The organism is Streptomyces sp. NPDC048462 (genome assembly GCF_043200175.1).
Classification (GTDB): Bacteria; Actinomycetota; Actinomycetes; order Streptomycetales; family Streptomycetaceae; genus Streptomyces.
Genome location: NZ_JBICXG010000003.1, coordinates 101,044 through 120,462, shown reverse-complemented (window position 1 = coordinate 120,462; position 19,419 = coordinate 101,044). Strand labels below are relative to the sequence as shown.

The 19,419-nt window shown below is 72.3% G+C and carries 14 protein-coding genes; 7 read left to right on the top strand and 7 right to left on the bottom strand.

The genetic code is table 11. The features are described from left to right. Positions 1-185: 185 nt before the first annotated feature. Positions 186-839: a hypothetical protein gene (locus tag ACGFU6_RS06630; protein ID WP_393608535.1), complete on the bottom strand. Its 654-nt coding sequence runs from the start codon at positions 837-839 to the stop codon at positions 186-188. Beyond that, entirely contained in the window at positions 836-1,153 is a 318-nt protein-coding gene (locus ACGFU6_RS06625) for a hypothetical protein (protein ID WP_393608534.1), read from the bottom strand. Before ACGFU6_RS06625 ends, ACGFU6_RS06630 begins: the two co-directional genes overlap by 4 nt. Before the next feature lie 582 nt (positions 1,154-1,735). On the opposite strand from ACGFU6_RS06625, the gene ACGFU6_RS06620 reads away from it, so the two are divergent. Genes ACGFU6_RS06620 through ACGFU6_RS06610 form a run of 3 tightly spaced genes read left to right on the top strand, consistent with a single transcriptional unit; the run spans position 1,736 to position 6,593 of the window. Further along, on the top strand, positions 1,736-5,278 hold the full coding sequence (locus tag ACGFU6_RS06620) for a CHAT domain-containing protein (RefSeq protein ID WP_393608533.1): 3,543 nt from the start codon (positions 1,736-1,738) through the stop codon (positions 5,276-5,278). Continuing rightward, a complete protein-coding gene (locus ACGFU6_RS06615; protein ID WP_393608531.1) occupies positions 5,275-5,934 on the top strand; it encodes a hypothetical protein in 660 nt (219 codons plus the stop codon). The genes ACGFU6_RS06620 and ACGFU6_RS06615 overlap by 4 nt, the downstream gene beginning before the upstream one ends. Further along, complete coding sequence (locus ACGFU6_RS06610) at positions 5,934-6,593, top strand: RES family NAD+ phosphorylase (RefSeq protein WP_393608529.1); 660 nt, start codon at positions 5,934-5,936, stop codon at positions 6,591-6,593. Before ACGFU6_RS06615 ends, ACGFU6_RS06610 begins: the two co-directional genes overlap by 1 nt. A gap of 33 nt (positions 6,594-6,626) precedes the next feature. Here the strand turns inward: ACGFU6_RS06610 and ACGFU6_RS06605 are convergent, their stop codons facing one another. The 4 genes from ACGFU6_RS06605 to ACGFU6_RS06590 form a co-directional block, all read right to left on the bottom strand. After that, positions 6,627-7,034 (bottom strand): FHA domain-containing protein, encoded by a 408-nt coding sequence (locus ACGFU6_RS06605; RefSeq protein ID WP_393609056.1) that lies wholly within the window; start codon positions 7,032-7,034, stop codon positions 6,627-6,629. Positions 7,035-7,324: 290 nt separating this feature from the next. After that, on the bottom strand, positions 7,325-9,424 hold the full coding sequence (locus ACGFU6_RS06600; RefSeq protein ID WP_393608528.1) for an AAA family ATPase: 2,100 nt from the start codon (positions 9,422-9,424) through the stop codon (positions 7,325-7,327). Between the two features lie 63 nt (positions 9,425-9,487). Next, positions 9,488-11,143 (bottom strand): hypothetical protein, encoded by a 1,656-nt coding sequence (locus ACGFU6_RS06595; protein ID WP_393608526.1) that lies wholly within the window; start codon positions 11,141-11,143, stop codon positions 9,488-9,490. Continuing rightward, positions 11,140-13,500: a protein kinase gene (locus ACGFU6_RS06590; protein ID WP_393608524.1), complete on the bottom strand. Its 2,361-nt coding sequence runs from the start codon at positions 13,498-13,500 to the stop codon at positions 11,140-11,142. Before ACGFU6_RS06590 ends, ACGFU6_RS06595 begins: the two co-directional genes overlap by 4 nt. A gap of 200 nt (positions 13,501-13,700) precedes the next feature. Here ACGFU6_RS06590 and ACGFU6_RS06585 point away from each other — a divergent pair, with 200 nt between their 5' ends. Further along, entirely contained in the window at positions 13,701-14,978 is a 1,278-nt protein-coding gene (locus ACGFU6_RS06585) for a macro domain-containing protein (RefSeq protein ID WP_393608522.1), read from the top strand. Here the strand turns inward: ACGFU6_RS06585 and ACGFU6_RS06580 are convergent. Next, complete coding sequence (locus ACGFU6_RS06580) at positions 14,953-15,657, bottom strand: 4Fe-4S single cluster domain-containing protein (protein ID WP_393608520.1); 705 nt, start codon at positions 15,655-15,657, stop codon at positions 14,953-14,955. The two genes, ACGFU6_RS06585 and ACGFU6_RS06580, sit on opposite strands and share 26 nt — an antisense overlap. A 398-nt stretch (positions 15,658-16,055) precedes the next feature. Here ACGFU6_RS06580 and ACGFU6_RS06575 point away from each other — a divergent pair, with 398 nt between their 5' ends. The 3 genes from ACGFU6_RS06575 (at position 16,056) to ACGFU6_RS06565 (ending at position 19,364) form a co-directional block, all read left to right on the top strand. Then, positions 16,056-16,793 carry a hypothetical protein gene (locus ACGFU6_RS06575; RefSeq protein ID WP_393608519.1) on the top strand — a complete coding sequence of 246 codons (738 nt, stop codon included), beginning with the start codon at positions 16,056-16,058 and terminating at the stop codon, positions 16,791-16,793. 104 nt (positions 16,794-16,897) lie between these two features. Further along, positions 16,898-17,683, top strand: a complete 786-nt coding sequence (locus ACGFU6_RS06570; RefSeq protein ID WP_393608518.1) for a hypothetical protein — start codon at positions 16,898-16,900, stop codon at positions 17,681-17,683. Next, entirely contained in the window at positions 17,658-19,364 is a 1,707-nt protein-coding gene (locus ACGFU6_RS06565; protein WP_393608516.1) for a hypothetical protein, read from the top strand. The genes ACGFU6_RS06570 and ACGFU6_RS06565 overlap by 26 nt, the downstream gene beginning before the upstream one ends. The last annotated feature ends 55 nt before the right edge of the window (positions 19,365-19,419 follow it).

Here is a 19,419-nt window from a genome sequence, read left to right as displayed (position 1 = left end):
GGCTGGGGTCTCAGGCTCCGCCCGGGGGACCACAAAAACCAACTTCCGGCTGCGGCCGCCCGAATTTTCCCGGGCGGAATGTCGCGGGCGCCCCACGTCCGTCGCGGGGCGGTCAGCGCCCCTGCAACGCCTTGACGTTGTTGCCGAAGGCCGATTTCGCGGCACCCGCTGCGAAATGCCAGCGGTCAGCCGCCCGTCGGCAACGGTACGCAGGACGTCACCGCGTGCACGGTGGTGGCGCGGGTGAGGTCGGCCGTTACCCGGCCCGCGTCGGTCTGGAGCGTCATCCTGCCTCCGTGGGTGCGCAGCGGATCCCCGCAGACCGTTCCGTCGGGCGTGGTGACGGCGACACGGGGGCCGTCTTTCGACGGTCCGTACCAGGTGAGTGCCACCGCGGCGGTGAGCAGCGCGGCGCACCAGAGAGTGAGCGGCACGCCCCGTGCGAGGGCTTGAGCGGCTCGTAGGGCTTCGGTGTGGTCCGAGGCAGCGCTGTCGATCCTGGACGTGTGCGTGCCGCCCGCGGTCGCCCGGGGTGCGGCGGGACGGCCGTGGGCGGCACGGACCAAGGACAGCCCTCCCGCACCGCCGCAGAGGAGCGCGAGGAGCAGCACGGCGCCGACGGTGACCGCGTACGGAGCGGCGAGTGAGCCGACGTCGCTGCGGCCTCGCAGGAGGCCGAACCCGACCAGCCCCGCCAGGAGCGCGGCGAGGCCGTTGCGCCAGGCCAGCGCGGACTCCCGGACGCGGGGCAGCTCCTCGCGCAGCAGGACGCGGTGGCGGCGGGCGGCGAGCCGGTCGGCGGGGACCCCGGCCGGTCCCGGCAGTGCGCCCCAGCTCACCGCCGCCCCCTCTCCAGCAGGATGTTCCAGTACGCTCCGCAGCCCTCCTCATCGCCGGGCCGCCCCGGATGGTCGCTCGCACAGACACAGAGCACCGGCACCGGAACGAGTCCCACGCCGGTGCGTCGGCGCCGACCGGTGCGCGACGCGGCCCGGACGACGGAGCGCGTCCAGGTGTAGACGGTCATGCAGCGACAGCGCGGGCAGGTGCCGGTCAGGACCACTCCGTCCCCGGTGGGCTCGATCAGCAGGTCCTGGGTGTACGTCGCGGGATAGCCGGGCTCAGTGACCTCCTCGTAGACAAGGGCGGGCACACGGCCCGCCGGGGGCGTCGGGGGGGCTTGCGTGGGCGGGGCGGGCTCGGGCACGAGGCATCCTCCCGTGAACAGGGCGGCGGAGCGGCGACGGCTCGCATCCGGCTGCCGATGCTGCCAGATCTGCGGGTCATGTTCCGTTCTGGAGGCCCCGGACGGCAGGCGATCGACGTCGCGCGAGTGCCGTAGCGCGTCGTGGCGCCGCAATTACCGCTGGCCGGGGGCCTGTTGGCCGAATTCCGGTCGATTGCGGGACGTATTCCGGAGGTTGCCACGAAAGAGCCCTGGCGACCGGCGGCCACGGGCATCATGTCAAAACGGAGTCCCGCGCCGACCCGGCTGCCGGGGCACCTGACCGAACGGGCTGCGCAAGGAGGGAAATTGAACGACACAGTTGCCCCCGGACTGCGGGAGCGGGCGGCCGACGCGATCCGCCGGACGGCGGGGGCTCGAGCGCTGCCCGTGGCAGTCGCCCCGCCTATGGGACCGCAGGGTGCGGAACGTGACGCACTGATATCCGAACTCCGTTCCCTGATCGCGGAGTGCGACCGGAGCCTGCCGGACGATCCTCTGGGTCGGACAGTGGCATTTCGGCTCGGAGCGCTGACCGGAGCGCGGTGGGCAGCCGACAAGGAGGAATCGGACCGGCACGAGGCGGTACGGCTCCTGCGCGAGGCGCGGGCATCGCGTCTCCTCGTACCGGAAGACCACCTTGGGGCTGCGCGCGAACTCGTGGTCCTGCTGCTGGGCCCGGCCGCGCAGGGTCCACGTCTTGATCCCGGCGGTGCGATCGGCCTGGACGGGTTCTCACAACTGATGCGGGTGGGCCGGCCCGAAAAGCTCGGTGGCGCCGGTGTCATCGAGGCCTTTCCCGAAATCGGCCGACTGGTGGCGGAGATCGGCGAACAACAAGGCGGAGTCCCGCCGGAGGTGCTGCGGAACCTCGCGCTGGTGGGTGAGTTCACCGCGGCGCTGAACGGGGGCGACGTGGGGGACCTGGCGGCCATGTGCCAAAGGCTCCTCGGCGCCGACCTCGGCCCGGCCGGCCCCTTCGGCATGATGAGCCCCCTCGTCCAGGCGCTGGCCCCGGTGGCGAAACACCAGGCACAGCTCCTGGGGGACGGGAGCGCGGGAACACGCGACACGGACGAAGCCGCGCCGGCCGCACCCGGGCACTCGGGGAAAGACCGCGGATCCCCGCCCGCCCTGCCGGGCCTGGCGTCGGCAGTCTCAGCCCTGTCGGCACCGGATCCGACCGGCCGAATGGACAACCTGGTTGACAATATGGCCCTATTGGGCGAGCTGAACCGGCCGGGCATGCTCGCGGAAGGGGAGTTCGCCGAGCTGGTGGACAGGCTGGGCGACCCTGAACAGGGAGCGGACCCCGGCGACCAGATCATGGCAGCACTCGGCACGATGGGGATCGGGATGCGTACCGGCAGCCCGGAGAACTTCCAGGAGGCGCTGCGGCTGATCCAGGCGGCCGTGACGGCCGCAGCTCCGGACGACGAACTCGCCTGGATGGTGAAGGGCATACTTCCCGGCCTCCTGACCGGTGCCATGCTGGCCGGCGGCAGCCTCCAGGACCTTGACGAGGCGCGCACCCTTCTGGATGAGGCCCTGCTCCCCGGCGAGGGGCTGCTGGCCAACGCACCGCCCCGCCTGGCGGGTTCGCCGGGGTTGCTGCTGACGAGTCAGGTCATGCGGATCCACATGCGGGTGGTGGAGGCTCTCGATGCGGGCAACGAGGTGGCCCTCGAAGAGCTCGTGGGAGACCTCCTCGATCTCCTGGACTCCGACGAGAGCGACGACGAGTGGTCGTTCCTCCCTCTCTACGAGCTGGGTGTGGTCCATCTCGGTCTCGCCTCGCTCACCGGCAGTGTCGACTCGTTGCGCAGCGCGGTGCACTACCAGGAACAGGCGCTGACGGGCCCAGGGGCGCTGTCGGTCGTGAAGCCGCTGCTCGACATGAGCTGGGCCCCGTTACTGACCCTCAGCTCCTACCTCGAACCCTCCGTCGCACGCATCCAGGAGGGCATCCGGCGCACCCGGGCGGCACTGCCCGCCATGCCTGCCCTGGCCGGCCAGCGGGCGCGGGCACGGGGCGCGATCGGGCTGGCGCTCGACGCGGTGCACGGCCTGACCGGGGATCCAGCCGTTCTGGACGAGATCATTACCGAACTGACTTACGCAACAGAGGAGTTGGATACGACGAGCGGGGCGACGGCGGCCCTGACGTACTGGCAGCTGGCCGACGCCTACGGGCGACGGGGCGCCCGCGAGGGGGCCGATCTGGTCAGGGCGGTCGAGTGCGCCCGGCACTCCCTGCGCGCCACCGCCGACGAGGTCCTGCTCCAGCGGGGCGTCCGGCACGGTCTCCAGGTCGCCAGGACCGGCGCCAGTCGCGCTCTGGCCGCTGCGGGCTGGGCGGTCAGCAGCGGGCTGCCCGCAGACGCGATTGCCTGTCTGGAGCAGGGCCGTGCTCTGGTGCTCGGGGCGGCGGCGGTCTCCGCGACGGTCGCCGAACGGCTGGCGGAGCGCGGTGAACACGAACTGGCCCGCAAGTGGATCCAGGACACGGGCCGAGCAGTCCCCGGCCCGCCTGTGGACGGCAGCCGCTCACAGCTGGTGGGTGCCTTGCTGGACGGGCCGTTCGGCAGCCCGGAACTGCCGAGCACGCTGCGCCGCCGGGCCCTGGAGCTGCTGCGCCCCACCGAGGGTCCGGCGGATGCCCTCGGACGGATTCCTACCGCGTCGGAGCTGGTCGGCGTCGTCGGTCAGGTGGCGGGCGACGGACTGGTGTACCTCCTTCCGGGACAAGGAGGTGCGGACGGCTGCGCCGTGCTGCTCGTTCCGGGCCGCACCCCGTGGACACTGCCTCTGCCCGGCCTGTCGGCCGACGGCCGGGCTCCGCTCGACGGCTACCTGGACGCCGCCGCCCAGCACTCGACGGCCCGTCGGGGACAGCAGCGCTGGGAGGCCGCCCTGGACTCCCTGTGCGTCTGGGCCGGCGAGGCGGTACTGGCCCCCGTCCTCGACGAGCTCACGCTGTGGGAGCGGGGACTCGCGGAGGCGGGCCTGACGGACGCTCCCCCGGCTCGGCCCGCACCGGAGCCGGTCAGACTGACGCTGATCGCCTGCGGCAACCTCGGCGTGGTGCCGTGGCAGGCGGCGCTGCTCACGGTCCCGCCCGCACCGGCGTACGCACCCACCGATCCGGCGAGTGCTCCCGGCATCCGGCCCGCCACCGTGCGGGCGTGCGAACTCGCCGTTCTCTCGTACGCCGCGTCCGGACGGGAGTTCATGCGGTCCGCCGGGCGGGCCCGGCTGCCGGCCTCCCGGGGGCAGGCGCTGGTGTGCGTCCCCGGCTGGGACCTGGACGGTGCGGAGGACGAGGTACTGGCGCTGGCGGACACCTACTACCCGGACGCCGCCCTGTACGGAACGCTGATGACCCGCGAGCTGAGCCCCGTACCGCCCGAGGGCACCCCGGACGAGGTACTGGCACTGCTGGGGGCGCGTTCCGGACAGGACGACAAGCGAGTCGCCCTCGTGCATCTGGCGTGCCACGGGGTGGCGGGGCCCGACCCCGCCACCTCGGCGCTGGAACTGGGCTGGCCGCAGGACACGGAACCGGAAGCGGCCAGGCTCACGGTCACCGCTCTGCTGGACACACCGCCCGGGTTCACGGGGGAGGCGCAGGGCCCGCTGGTGGTGCTCAGCGCCTGCGAGACCGACCTCAGCACCCGCGACCACGACGAGGCACTCACGCTGACCACAGCCCTGGCACACCGGCTGGCGGCCGATGTGGTGGGCTCGCGCTGGTCCGTCCCGGACACGGCCTGTTCGGTACTGATGGCCGTCTTCCACGACCGTCTGAGCGCCGGGATGGCCCCGCCGGACGCCCTGCGGGCCGCTCAGCGCTGGATGCTGGCACCGCCCGGCCGGCGGGCCGCTGTGCGCGGGCTGACGCCCGAACTCGCCCGCGCGGCCGCCGAACTGGACCTGGCGGTGCCGTTCGCCTGGGCCGCCTTCATCCACCAGGGCAATCCGGGTCCCTCCCGCCGGCCCCGTACGTCCGGCGGGAACGCTCCTACCCACGGAACAGGAGGACCACGGAGATGACCCCTGACGCATTCCTCTCCCTGCTCCACGACCACTGGCCGATGACCCTCGCCGCCCTCGATGACGGACAACGCGTACGGCTGCATGACGCTCTGCACGACCTCGCGACTGCCGACGACGGCAGGAGCGTCGAGCGGGCTCTGCGCGGCCTGCGGATGCAACTGCGCACCCTGCCACCCGATCACCCGGTCTCCCAGGAGCTGGGCGGCACGGTCCGCTACGCGCCCGGCGCGCGGGCCACGACCATCGACCGGGTACTGCTCGGTGAACTCCTCAACGTGTTCGCCGCCCCGGCCCGTGGCCCCGGAGACCTGCGCCGGGCCGCCCACGACCGGCTGTGGGAAGTTCCCGCCCTGGGTACGGCGGAGCTGGTTCCCGAAGCCGCGCACGACACCGCGGCAGCCGGTCTCATCAGGCTGAGCCACCCCGGAGTCGAGGACCGCTACCCCCGCTTCCAGTTCATGCCGGGCACCGGCCAGCCCCTGCCGGTGGTACGCCGCGTCAACCACATCCTGATGGCCGACAAGGACCCCTGGGGCGCTGCGGCCTGGTGGCTCGGCGGAAACCGCTGGCTGGCGGGGGTCCCGGCCGAGCTACTCGGCGCCGTCCCGGACGAGGACCTCGCACGAGCCGCACTCGAACTGGTGGCAGGCTGATGGACCAGATACCGCCCAGCGGCGTCCCCATGCGCCCCCTGCTGCGCGTCCTGCCCGAGGGCACTGAGCTGTGGCGCTGCCACCAGCACGGCTACGGAGCCGAGTCCTTCAACCCCAACCGTGCCCACGCGTACTTCCGCGGCAACCGCTTCGACGCCACCGATGAGGACCCCTATCCCTTCCTCTACGCCGCACTCGACCCGGTCACCGCGCTCAGCGAGGTCCTGCTGCGCTCGGTCGATTTCGAGCACCGCACGGCGATACGGCTGATCCCCTGGGCACAGGCGTCCCGGTACACGCTCTCGGCGCTGCGAACCACCCGCGAACTGTCGCTCGTCGAGCTGGCGACGGCCGAGGGGCTGGCCGCCGTCTGGCAGGACTCCTGGCTGGTCGACGCCGAGCCCGGGGACTACCCGAAGACGCGCTACTGGGTGCGTCTGATGCGTGAACACGCGGCCGAAGTGCACGGTCTGATATGGGAGTCGAAGCGGTGCCGGCCCAGGAGCGCCCTGCAGCTCTTCGGTGACCGCTGCGGGAAGGACCCGCTGGCCACCGCCCCGAACCGCGGCCTCCGGCTCGACTCCCCCGAGGGCCTGGCCGAGGCCAACCGGCTGCTCGGCCCGCTCAGCGCGGTGGTCTCCTCGCCCTGGCCGGACTGATGTCCCGCACGGCCGGGCGGCCGCGGTACCGCTTCAGCAGGGCCCGCCCCCCGTGATCCGGACGGTGCAGCCGACACGGCGGCCCAGTTGGAGACGGTCGCCGTGCGACAACCTGTGCCGCTCACCGGGCAGGAGGTGCCCGCCGTTCACCCAGGTGCCGTTCATGGTTCCGCCGCTCTCCTCGGTGACCCAGACCGTGCCGTCAGGATCCATGGCCACACTGGCGTGGCGACGGGACACAGTGCTCTGGGTCCTGAAGGCACCGGCCGAAGCAGGCGCCCAGTCGCTGTCCCTGCCGAGCCTCAACGGGGCACCGGGCAGGACGGGCAACGACAGGGCCAGCGTGTCGAAACCCAGGACCGCCCGGGCTCCGGACGGCGCTGTCCGGCCGCTTCGGACCTTGGCCAGGCAGCGCGGACAGTGCGAGGTCCCCGACGGCACGAGGGCCGCGCAGCCGGGGCAACGCACGCCGGGGTCGCCGGCGAGATCCGGGAGCGGCGGAAGCGGCCCGTTCGAGCCGTGGGCCGGGACGGACTCCCACTCACTGTCCGGAGCGGACTCCTGCTCCCCGTCCGGAACGGATTCCCACTCGCCGCCGGGAACGGGTTCCCACTCACTGTCCGGAACGGATTCCCACTCGCCGCCAGGAACGGGATCCCACTCGCTGCGAAAGCCCTCGTGTCCGCCGTCCCGGTCTTCGCCGTCCTCACCTGAGCCCCGGGCCGGCGTGGTCACCGCCGGCCCGGCACGAAGCCGGGGGACTGATCGGTACTGATCTCCACCCGGCCGTCGTCCCGCTCGTGGACCTCCCGCACCGTCACGGTGCAGCCCTCGCCGATCGCCGGATCGGCGAACAGGGCGCGGGCCAGCGGGTTGATCAGGTGCGTCTCCAGCGTCATCCCGATGCCCCGGCCGCCGGTCCGCGCGTCGTGCGTGCAGAATCCGGTCAGCTGCGCCCTTGCGCTCGACGTGAGTTCGAGGGCGATGCGGTGCTCGGCCAGCAGCTGGCGCCGGATGTTGTCGATCTGCAGTCTCATGATCTGTTCGGCGACGCCGAGGGAGATGAAGTCGAAGACCACCACATTGCCGCCGAGCCGGTTCATCAGTTCGGGCCGGCCGATGACGTGCTCGAAGTGACGCTTCACGTTCAGCCGCACGGTCCGGGCCAGCTCCCGGTACGGGGTTCCCGGCTGGACGATCCACTCCCCTTCCCCGGTCTGCGGGTCGGTGCGCTGCACTCCCAGATTGGAGGTGAAGATCAGCACGCACTCGCTGAAGTACGTGGTGACGCCCTGCCCGTCGGTGAGCCTGCCGTCCTCCAGCACCTGAAGGAACTTGTCGAGCACGCCCTTGTCGGCCTTCTCGATCTCGTCGAACAGGATCACCCGGAACGGATTGCCGCGCACCGCGGTCGTCAGCTCCCCACCCGCCTCGTAGCCCACGTATCCGGGCGGTGCCCCCACCAGGCGGTCCGCCGAGTGCGACGAGGAGAACTCGCTCATGTCGAAACGCAGATAGGCCTGGTCGCTGTCGAACAGCACCGAGGCCACGGCCTTGGCCAGTTCGGTCTTGCCGGTGCCGGTGGGGCCTGCGAAGAACAGCACTCCGCGCGGACTGTGCCCGGGGTTGGTCGCCTGGGAGCCCGAGAGCCCCATCGCGGCGCGCTTGAGGATATCCAGGGTCATGGAGACGGCCGCCTCCTGACCGAGCACCCGGGCCGGCACTGTGCGTTCGCCCGCGATGATCCGCTGCCGGATCTCGTCGCGCCGCCACGGGTTCTTCTCCACCCCGAGCCGGTACATCCTTACCGCGTCGGGCATCGAACCGAACGGTATCCCCCGGGCGAGGGCCAGGTCGAGGGACTGCCGCATGGCCAGCAGCGGCAGCCCGGCCGCGGCCCGCGCGAAGGCATCCACCGGATCCTTCCCCGCCACCTCGGCACCGGGTCGGTGCCCGTCGTCCCCGCCCACCGGATCCGGCCGTCTCCCGGCCGGTCCGGTGTGCCGGTCGCGCAGGAGAGCGGCCATCCGCAGGCGTTCGTCGGCATCCGGGTCGGGCACCGCGATGGTACGGATGCGTTCGCTCCCCGAGACCAGCCAGTTCGGCAGATCACGTTCACCCTCGGTGAGCCAGATGACGGGGTTGAAAAGAGGGGGAGAGCCGCGGCTCCCGGAGGGCGACAGCACGCCCGGTGGCAACGGGAGCGGAGCAGCCTGCTCGGCGAGCTTGAGGCAGGCGACGAAGAAGTCGCGCTCGGACTCGGTGAGCCGGGTGACGTCGGTGGTGAGCCGGGCGGCGTGGTCGACGAGCAGGGCGACCCGCAGGGGCTCGCGGGGCCGGCCGCTGCTGCCGTGACCCGCGCGCCGGTGCTCGGCCCACCCCGTGACGATGCCGTGGAACATCGGTTCCAGTTCCATGAGAACCGGCGGCCGGTGCCGGTCCCGGCCGCCGGACTGCTGGGTGAGGTGAAGCAGTTCCTCCACCATCAGCCGCTCGGGACCCGTGACGACGCGGAAGCCCCGGATCTGGTCGTAGCGGATCAGCGCCTGGTATCCCAGCCTGCGCAGGGCGTTCCACACGACCTCGACCAAGGGGTGATGGGCGTCCCTGGACCGGTGACGCACCAGGTGGAGGTCCTGGATGTTGCCGTGCAGGACATACTGGGAGTGCACGCTCAGTGTGCCCGTCAGCTCCTCGACGAACCGCGGCACCGCGCGTTCCGGCTCTCGCTCCCCCATACCGTCCCGGACTTTGGTCAGCCGGGCTCCGTCGCCCGGGCGCTGCGTACGGTCATCGTGGGACCGGGTGTCCTCGGTACCGATGGTGCTCACACTCTTTCCTCCGCATCCTTCGTCGGGTTCATCGGGTTCATCGGGTTCATCGGGTTCATCGGGTCAGCGGTCGTCGGTGGCGGCGGTGCGGTGCCTGAGTCGTTCCTGGTCCCGGCGCCTCGGTTTTCCGCGCCCGTCTCCGGACGTTCCCGTCCGCTCACCGGCAGCGTGCTCGTCCAGGACGAGCACGTCCTCCTCCCCCCGTATGCCGGGTACGGTGCCGTGTTCCTCGAAGGCGAAGTCCAGGACGACGCCGAGTCGCCGCATGATGTCCCGCAGCCCGTCGAGGTGGTCACCGGCCTGGCGGCACCGTTCGTCGTCGCGGGCGAGCGCGGCGTCGTCGCGCGCACCGGGCCGCGCGTGACGCATGGTGACCACCCGTGCGTGTTCGCCGTCCAGGGCGAACCGCAGCCAGTGTCCGTCGGCCCAGCCGGGCGGCGTCCAGTCGAAGCGGACGGGCCGTCCGTCCGGGCGGGGTGTGGTGGCCCGCCGGCCGTCGGACCGTTCCGTCCCGAGCACGGCCGTCCGCAGCATCCGCTCGACGTACCGGCGCTCCAGCTCCGCCAGCCGCTCCGTCACCCGGTCGTCCACCCGCTGCTGCTCATGAGGTTCCAGCCGGCGGCCCTCATCGAGCATCCGGCGCAACAGCGCGGTCTCGGCCGGGACCGACGGCAGTGGGTCCGCACCCTGCGGGGCCGTGGTCTCCAGGAAGTGAAGCTGCGCGGCGGCCCGTTCCTCGGCGTCGCGGCGAGCCCGGACCGCACGGTTGGTGTCGGCCACGAAGCGGCGGGCCTCGCGCAGGTGCGTACGGGCCTTGGCCGGACGGGTCGTGACGGCGGCGAGCGCGTGCCGCACCGCGGCGGTGGCCGGGGCAGCGTCGTCGGTGGTGGCGGCCACGTCGAGCCGGGCGAGCAGTTCGGCTCCGATCCGCACGGCGTCCTCGTGCCGCAGTTCGCCGGCGGCGGGCGGCCGGGGCAGGGCCTCGTGCCGGCGGCGTGGGAAGGCGGGGTCCGCCTCATGCGCGGCGTCCGGCCAAGACCGGTGATCGTGCAGCACCGCCTCGCGCCGGGAACGCAGTTCGCGCTGCCAGGCGTCGTCGCCGTCGTCGGCGAAGACGTTGCGGCTCCCGCGCAGCGTCCAGACGGCATGCGCTGCCTCGGCATAACGTATCCGCTCGTCCATGACGGCCAGTTGCTCACGCAGGCCGGCCAACGGCGTACCCACCGGGCTGAGGGGGCCGGGGAGGTCCGGCAGGGGCGGCGCGGGAGTGCCGGGCGGAGCCGCCCGTGCGGCCCGCCGCACCCGCGCGAGCAGCGCCGACCGCCGTGCGTTGGCCCGCGTGGCGGCGAACGCGGCGGCCTCCCACTGCTGGGCCGCGGCGGCTGATGTCTCCTGCTGACGTTCGAGGCACTTCTGCTCCTCGGCGGCCCGTACGGCCGCCGCCGCGAGTACCTGGGTGGTGACGAGGACGGCTCGTCCGGCCAGCAGCGCTCCGCTGAGCGCTTCCAGAGCGACAGTCGCCGGGGCGAGGAGTTCATGCAGGCCGTGGGCCGCCGCGTCGACCACAAGTCCCCCGGCCTGCTGGAGCAGGTCCGCTGCTCCTGGCATCTGGGTGACACCGGCATGCGGGACGACGCCGCTGACCGACCGGGCGGTCGGCGCGTAGTCCACCATGGGCATCACCTCGCTGATCGCGGGCAGGGCGATCCCTGAACTCATCGGACTCCCCCTCGGGGCATCGGCGGACGGCGCGTCAGGTACCCGTTCTCCTCATCGGCGGGCGGGGTACCCCGCGGACGGCCGGTTCGGCGCGCTGCCCGTCCGGCGCGCAGCCGGCCCAGCTCCAGGCGCCAGGCGATCATGCGGCGGACCGTCCAGACCACGAGCGCCACCACGACGCCGGCCGGCCAGGCCCACGGTGCGACGGTGACGGCGTAGACCCCCAGGGCCGCCGCCGCGCCCAGCACCGCCGCCGACGGCAGCAGGGTGCGCAGGCCGTGGGACCGGGCGAACCGGGCGGGCCGCTCCGACGTGGCGATCAGCCGGCCGGCGAGCGACCGCCGGGGATGGTAGGCGGGCGGGCCAATGAACGCCGCAGCGGACAGTTCCACCGCGAACACCACGGCGGCGGCGGGCAGGGCCTGTCCCCAAGCGAGCACGACCGCCCGTGGGGAGGCCCACCCGGCCACATCGGCGAGGCCGATCAGGAACCCCCACGGCACGGTGGCCAGCGTGGCGCCCAGCAGCGCCCAGCCGAACGTCGGCGGGCGCTCCAGCCGGCGCAGCCAGAAGGCGGTGGCGTCCTGGTCGTCCGAGAGCAGCCGGGCGGCCTCCGCTTCGGCCAGCTCTCCGTGGCGTGCCGCGGCCTCGTCGATGGCGACGTCGGCCAGCAGCCGCGCGGCGATCAGCCGCAGGGTGTCCTGCGGATCGGCGACGAGCCGGGCGTGCCAGTCGAGGGGCACGGCCAGGGCGGCACGCATCGCAGCGGCCTCCCGCGTCAGTTCCGCGGCGACCCGGCCCGGCTCGCGGGCCAGGCGCAGCAGCGCGGCGTCGACGGCGTCCGTGTGGCGCAGCCGGGCGCGCGCGGCACCACGGTCACGGGGCCCGGCCTGCGACATGATCTCGTGGGTGAGCGGCCGCCAGGCGTCACGGTGGGCGGACCACCGGCGGTGGACCTCGTCGAGTCCCGCACCGCCGGGACGTTCTGCGAGCAGGGGCAGCAGTTCGTACCGGAGAAGATCGCTCAGTACCGCGTCGGCTTCGGCGTCACCGTCGGCGACGGCCTGGGCGAGTCGCCGGATGCCCAGGGGGTCGAGGGGCACTCCGTGGTGGGAGACGTCCAGCCGTGGGCCGAGCCAGTTGATCAGCCGTGTGGTGGTCCGGGCGTCCGGAGGTTCGGCGAGTTCCGTGCGGAGGGCGTCGAGTTGTTCGCTCTCCTCGGAGCTGCGGCTGGGTGATTCGATGAACTGACCCAACCAGCACACCAGTTCGGCCCGCTGGTTTCGGCGGGCCAGCAGTCGTGCGGCGGCAACGCGGTTGACCTCCAGGAGGCGGGCCAGCTCCTCGGGCCCGGTGACCTCCCGGCCCATGAAGGGGAAGGGCCGCAGCGTGCTCCTGGGCGGCAGGTCGTGCGACGGGGCCCCGGACGTACGGGGCGCGACAGGCGGGGATTCGCCGCGTAGCCAGGATGCCACCTGCTCGCCGCCCCAGCGGTTCTCCGGGGCGCGGGTGAGGAGTCCTCGGCAGAGCATCAGCAGACGGGGTTCGGTCACCAGGGGCAGTTCGGGGTCGTGGGTGGCCACCTCGGTCAGCACCTCCTCGTCGCCCCGGAAGTCGATGGGATGACTGCCGCCGGCCAGCTCGGCGACGACCATGCCCAACGACCACCAGTCGACAGCCGGTGTCACGGCCTGCCGGTGCGGGGCGGCCTCAGGCGCGAGGTAGAGCGGTTTACCCACCCAGCCGCGCCTGTGCGGCCGGTCGTGCCAGGGCTCGTACACCGACGCGCCGAAGTCGATCAGCACCAGTTCGGGGCGGTCTTCGTTCTGGATCCGCACCATGATGTTGTCGGGGGTGACGTCGCGGTGCACGATGTCGCGCGCGTGCACGGCGACCAGCGCCTCGTGGAGCTGTTCCACGACAGCCCGGACGAAGGCGGTCGACAGTGGTCCGGGCCGGTCGGCGTGGTAGCGGGCGAGGTCGGTCTCGCCGTAGGAGAGGGCCAGTTCGTAGGGATGACCGTCGGCCGTGCCGCACTCCAGCAGCCCGGCGACGGGCCCGGCCGGACGGTCGGCAAGGACGCGGCGGACGCCGGGGTCGGGGCCGAACCGGTGGTGGTACCACTTCAGCACGAGCGGAACGTCGGGGGACGCGTGCCGGGCTTCGCGATCCTTGACTCTCATCACCACCGCCTGTGACGGCCGGCGGACGCTGCTCAGTACCTGCGTGACATCGAAACGTCCACTCAGTGCGGCCGGCACCCGGTCCAGCCCTCTGCGGGTCTCCGCGTCGCGGGGATCGCGGTAGCCGGTCCCGGTCTCGTCGATGTCCATTTCCGTGGGCGGCGTAGCGCTCATGTGACATTGCCTTCCGATGGCAGGACGAGCATGGCGGCGGCTGCCGCACCCTCGGCCAAGGATGATGTGGATGCCCGCGGTCCGCCGCGGACACGTGCGCGGGCGGACAGGGGCTCATCCCGGCCACACCCGGTGAACGGCCGGTCAGGATTGCCGACAGACCCTCCCACGGCCGAGAGGGCGGGCCTATCCTGTCGGCCATGTACCCGGAGAATCAGCCCTCTTCCTCCGTCCCGGAGCCCTCCGGACCCACGTCCCCGGAGATACCGACCGCCCCCGGGACGGGGCAGCCGGGTGAGCCCTCTCCCGCCGGTGGGCAGCCGGTTCCGCCGTTGCCCGGTGCCGAGCGGCTGGCTGCGGAACTGCGGGCCCTTCGCCGCCCGGGTCTGTCCGGCCTGCGCACCCTGCGGCCCGAGGGCCTGATCAGGGTGGCCGTCGCCTCGGGCCTGTGCAGGGGTTCCGACGACGAGTCCGCCGGAGTGGAAGCGCTGTTGCGGGCCGGAGTGCGGCACCTCGGCGGACACGCCCTGTCCGCCGACGGCACGCGGGGCGATCCTCTCGCCAGGGCGGCAGCCCACACCTTCGGGCTGCTCCCGGACCGCCGGGGTGTTTCGGCCCAGGACCGGCGCAAGGCCGCGGCAGCCGTCTACGGCGTCACCTCCGAACGCTTCCGCAAGAGCCAGGAACCCGCGGTCGTCGCCCAACTGGCCCTCGCGGTGGTCGCGGTGGCCCGTGCGTCCGTGGATGGCCTGCCGCCGCCCCCCGCCGGGCCGGCCGCAGGAGAGGGAGGCACGCTGCCCGCGAGGGCTGGGGACCAGGTGCCCGATCCGCCGACCCGGCTGACCGGGCCGCCCCTGCCCGCGGCCGTCGTCCAACGCGTCATCGTGCATGTCGCGTCCATCGAACTCCTGCGCGACATCGACATCCTGGTGTCCTCGGAGAACATCTACCTGGAGATGTCCAAGACGTTCCGCTCCACCGTGTCCGGTTCGTTGCGCCGGGCCGCCGCGATACGCGACGCGGCGGGCGAGACGGTCGACGACGTCCTCGTCCGGGAACTGGTCGAGTGGATGCGAGCCCACGGCCGGGTCGGGCTCCCGGTGCGTCCGGGCACGGTCGTCCCCACCTCCCCGGGCGCTCTCGCCGAGCGTGGCGTGCGCCGCATCCACCATGCGGCCGTCGCTTCCCCGGCGAGCGACGGCCGCGGCTACAGGGTCGATCCACATGTCCTGGCGGAGGCCATCGCTGCCAGCTTCCGGCTGGCCCGCGCGGAACGCGACACGTACGATCCGCCGCTCTCCTCCATCTGCTTCCCCCTGCTCGGCGCAGGGCACGGACTGCCCCCCGAGAAGGCGGCGCGCTGGCTGTGCTGGGCCGTCCACGAGGAGTTGCGCCGCGACCCGTCCTGGACGGTGCATCTGGTCGCCCAGCGCCCCGAACTGGCGAAGTTGCTCACGGCCGCCAGCTCGGCTCCCTGAGTCGTATCCCACGCTCCCTCAACCACCTTTCGGAGTAGGAGAGCTCTCCGCGCCGCGGCACTCCCAGCAGCCGTACCGCGGGAGGACCGGCCCGTCCGCCGGACACCGGCAGGGCTTCCATGACGACCTGCAGCGCCGGCCCTTGCGCTTCCCGGTCCAGATGCGGTGTGTAACGGGCCCGTCCGAGGCCGGTTCGTGGCGTCAGCCGCTGGTTCGCCGAGCCCCGCCATACCAGCCCGGTCGGTTCGGCGATCCGGAATCGCCCGGTCACCACGGCATCCGCGTGTGCCAGGGCGGCCTGCCGGGCAGCATTCAGCTCGGACTGTTCGTAGCCGGTGTAGACCAGCAGATCGGCGGGGTGCCCGTCGCCGCTCGCGCCCGGGTGTGTCTGTGCGGCACGCAGTCGGGCGGCGCCCCGTAGCAGTTCCGACAGTGCCTCGGGCTGGGCGAGGGGCTCACCACCGCTCACCGTCAGGCCGTCGGCACGGTCGGCGAGCGCGGTCCGCCACAGTTCCAGCAGCGCCTCCACAGACATGGATTCACCGCCCTCCCTTTCCCAGGTGTGCCGCGACATGCAGCCGTGGCATGCCAGCGGGCAGCCCTGCAGCCAGATGCCCAGCCGCCGGCCCGGCCCGAGTGTCTCCAGCGGAAAGTGCGTCCCGCTGACTCTGATCCGCATGCGTCCTCCTCCGCTCCCCGGCCGGCACTCGTCCGGCGCCGTTCGTCGGGGCCGCCGCGAGCTCCGGACACGTCGTCACATGCCGTCGAGAACGAGTATTGAGGAAACAGCCAATAGGCGACACGTTTATTCCGGTGGTTCTTCGGGCGTTCCCGGGCACGGTCCGGCTGCTTTCCGGTTCAATTCCGGATGCATTCCGGGCCATAGCCGCCGCATCGAATATGTGGGCGAAAAGTCAGGAATCTCCCCATGAACAGTCGGCTAGGCTCCGTTTCCTCGATTCGGCTCCGGGCTTGTTCCCGCAACGCACCGTGGTGCGGGATAAACAGCCGGAGCACGCCCGAACAGAAACAGGACGGTCGCCGAAAGGCGACTGCAGGGGGAAGGGGAATTCCGCCATGCGAATCGACACGAACCGGTTCAGCAGTTCGGCCCGGTACGTCTGGCTCAGCCGGATCACGGCATTCCACGACAGACGCCAGGGCCTCAAGGATGCCCCCGACCTGCGGCGCGCGCTCGCATCACTGCCGCACCCGGACGCTCTGCCGCCGGGGACCACTGACCAGTACCCGGAATTGCTGACCCCCTATGTGCAGGGGATACGGGCGAACGTCTCGCGCGGGACCGACCAGCTGCGTGCGCGGCTGCTGCACGACGAACGCGCCCTGTGCGCACGGATACACGGCGAGGCCGTGCGGGTGGTCACCCAATATGACGTGAGGCAGGTCCCCGCTCCGGCGGCCCTGGCCCGCTACGGCGAGCTCATCGGTGTGTGGCGGACCTCAGCAGGGGTGTGCCGGATCCGGGCCACCGTTCTGACTCATGAGGCGAACCAACGCCTCGCCCGTTACTGGGAGGCCGTCCTGACGAACCTACGGCCGATCCCGGAGGAACAGCCGCGCACGGTGAGCCACCCGTGGTGGCTGCCCGGCAGCATCGCGCTGGACGAGACCTGGCAGCACACCGATGACTGGCTCAGGGCGGACGGCGGGCCGTGGTCCGCGCCGGCATCCGGCCGGGCCGACCACCCTGTGACCCGAGCCCTCGCCATCCTCGACGCACAGCCCGTGCGAGGGGCCGATGGCCAGGCCCCGCCCGGAGCGGCGACGGCGGGCACGGGACGGGGACACGGATGACCCTCCCCACACCGAAGGCCTCTTCATCGCGTGCCGTGGAACGGCCGGTGGTCGTCGGCGGCGTCCAGAACACCGTGATCCACCGCACGAACACGGAGAGAGCCATGAACGTGCCCCCATCGCCCGGTCGTCCGCACACCACGAAGCCGCCACACCGGCCGGGCCTTGCCCGGTGGGCCGTCCCCGCCCTGGCAGTCGCCGCGGGCCTGGCGGCCGTCACGGGGTGCTCCTCCGCCGTGGCCGACGATCTCCGTACGCCCTGCGGACTGGTCGTCGACGGTTCCGGCTCCGGGGCGGCCGGGGACCGGGGCTTCGACGCCGAGGCCAAACTGAAGTCCACGCTGGTCCGGTTCCTGACCGAACGGCACTGCGGCACGCTGGCGTTCGCACCGGTCACCCGATCGTCGCAGACCTCGACCTGCCGGGTCGGGGACGTCGATCTCGACCCGCCGGCGGACGAGACCACCGACCGCGACAGCATGCGCAAGTCGTCGCGGATCCTGGCGCTCAAGGGCGCACTCACCATGCTGAAGTGCGCCCGTACCCAAGGGGGTTCCGATGTGCTCGGCGCTCTCGCACGGATCGGTGACGCTGTGCGGCCGGGCAACGGGACGCCAAGTCTGCTGGTGGTGAGCGACTTCGAGCAGGCCGACGTGGAGTTCACGCTCAGGGTGCGCGAGATCGCGACGGAGCAGAGCCGTGAACGGGTCATCGACACCCTGCTCGAAGACAGGGGTGTACCGGGAATTTCCGGGATGAACGTCTACCCCGTCGGCTACGGCATGCGTCACAACGCCAAACCGGGTGAGTACCGGCCGTTCGACGCGTTCTGGTCCGAGATCCTGAGCGAGAGGGCGAAGTCGCATGTCCACGACGACTATCGGAAGTGACCCCGGGGAGCCGCGCCGCAGGCGGGCGAGGATCGGTAGGCCGCTGCGTGCCGGCGCCGGACGCCAGCGCGCGGACCGGCGCGTCACGGATCCGGAAGCGGGCCCCAGGCGCCGTCCGCTGGTCCTGACGGACAGGCAGCAGCGACGCCTTATCGCCCAGGCCCGCAGGCGCGGCGCCCGGGCGAGCGTCGGCAAAGGGCCGTCCGTCGTACGCGGCCGAACCGTCCGGCGCGGAGCGCTCGACCCCTGGGTGCTCAACGGCGAAGGCCGTGTGCCCTACTTCGCCGAGCTCGCCTCCGTACGCGACGTGCTTCAGGAACAGTTGCTGGAGCAGGCCGCCGACGCGGAGGAGGAGGCTCTCCTGCAGGACGCGCGCGCCGGGTCGGATGTGGAGAGGGCCGAGGCGGAGATCCGTTTGCAGGATGCCCTGTTGCGGGAGGCGGACGAACAGGTCCGCGCGTCCTGGAGTCAGCTGAACCGGCTGGCGGTCCGAGCGGTGCGGTGGGAGCGGTTCCGTGACAGCGTCCGGGAGCGCGTCGAACTCCGCTGGATCCAGGCCCGGTTCCCTGACCCGGATCCCGCCGGAAACAGCGCTGGGGTGTCGGGGGCGGACGAGCCATCGCCGGGGCCAGGGGCCGGGGGTAAACCCATCCGTGTGAACGAGCGGGAGCCCGCGACCGGGCCCGCCCCGGTGCCCGAAGACGGTCTCGCCGAGGAGGACTGGCAGTCGCTCGATCCCGACGGGGCTCCGTCCGGTGTCCAGCCGTCCACCGGCCCGGACTTCACCCCGGGAGAGGTACCGGAGCCGCAGCCCCTCGGCGGCTTGGTCCCGCCGCCCGACCCAGGCTGGGAAGGCATGCCCGCACGGCCGGGCATGCGCCCCTGGATGAACTGGGGAATGCTCCTTGCCATCGCGGCGGTCGAGATACCGATCTACTGGATCGCCTTCCAGCCCTTCCACGGCACCGGCAGCACGGGCAGCGACTTCCTGTCCGGCACACTCGCGATCTCCACCGCCGTGCTGATGGTGCTTCTGCCGCACCTGGCCGGACGCACCCTGCGTGGCCGCGCGGCCACCGGCACCGTCAAAGCCGCCGCTCTTCCGGCGCTGGCCCTGCTGGGGATATGGGGATTCTCCGGCTGGGCTCTGGGCGACCTGCGGGCCAAACTGGTGCTCAAGCACCCCGATCCCATCGATGTTCCCCCGGGCCTGGACGGATTCAGCGATGCGGAGGACCTCACCGCGCGGCCAACGCTGCTGGACAGTCTCCATCTGGCCCCGCAGACCATCACCTGGATGTTCGTGGCCCTGCTTCTCCTGTCCGGAGGCATCGGCTTTCTGCTGGGGCTGCTCGGGGAACACCCCTACCTGGACGCGTATCGCGCGGCCCTGGAACGCCGGTCCGGCAGAGTCAGGCAGCGGGAGGAGGTCCGGGCCGCCGCAGACCGCGCCCGTTCGCTCTCCCGGACTGCGCGGGAGCGCTCGGCACAGCGCAGGGAGGCGGTGGACGCCCGGGTCCGAGCCACGGACGAACTGTACGAGGCAGCGGCCAACGCGTTCCTGGAGGGGCTGATGGAGCGGTCGCGCGATCCCGCGGTGACCGAATCGGCGATGAGACTCTCCGCCACCTGGCCCCTGCTTCCGCGCCGGCCACGACCACCGGCCCGCCGGGGCGGGTGATCAGCCGAACGGCACTGCGGGTCGGCGGAGCCGTCCTTGATCCGCGCCCGCTCTT

Coding starts and splice junctions, on each gene's coding strand:
- ACGFU6_RS06615 (WP_393608531.1), top strand. CDS start 5,275: ATGACCCCTGACGCATTCCTCTCCCTGCTCCACGACCACTGGCCGATG.
- ACGFU6_RS06610 (WP_393608529.1), top strand. CDS start 5,934: ATGGACCAGATACCGCCCAGCGGCGTCCCCATGCGCCCCCTGCTGCGC.
- ACGFU6_RS06595 (WP_393608526.1), bottom strand. CDS start 11,143: ATGAGTTCAGGGATCGCCCTGCCCGCGATCAGCGAGGTGATGCCCATG.
- ACGFU6_RS06590 (WP_393608524.1), bottom strand. CDS start 13,500: ATGAGCGCTACGCCGCCCACGGAAATGGACATCGACGAGACCGGGACC.
- ACGFU6_RS06585 (WP_393608522.1), top strand. CDS start 13,701: ATGTACCCGGAGAATCAGCCCTCTTCCTCCGTCCCGGAGCCCTCCGGA.
- ACGFU6_RS06580 (WP_393608520.1), bottom strand. CDS start 15,657: ATGCGGATCAGAGTCAGCGGGACGCACTTTCCGCTGGAGACACTCGGG.
- ACGFU6_RS06575 (WP_393608519.1), top strand. CDS start 16,056: ATGCGAATCGACACGAACCGGTTCAGCAGTTCGGCCCGGTACGTCTGG.
- ACGFU6_RS06570 (WP_393608518.1), top strand. CDS start 16,898: ATGAACGTGCCCCCATCGCCCGGTCGTCCGCACACCACGAAGCCGCCA.
- ACGFU6_RS06565 (WP_393608516.1), top strand. CDS start 17,658: ATGTCCACGACGACTATCGGAAGTGACCCCGGGGAGCCGCGCCGCAGG.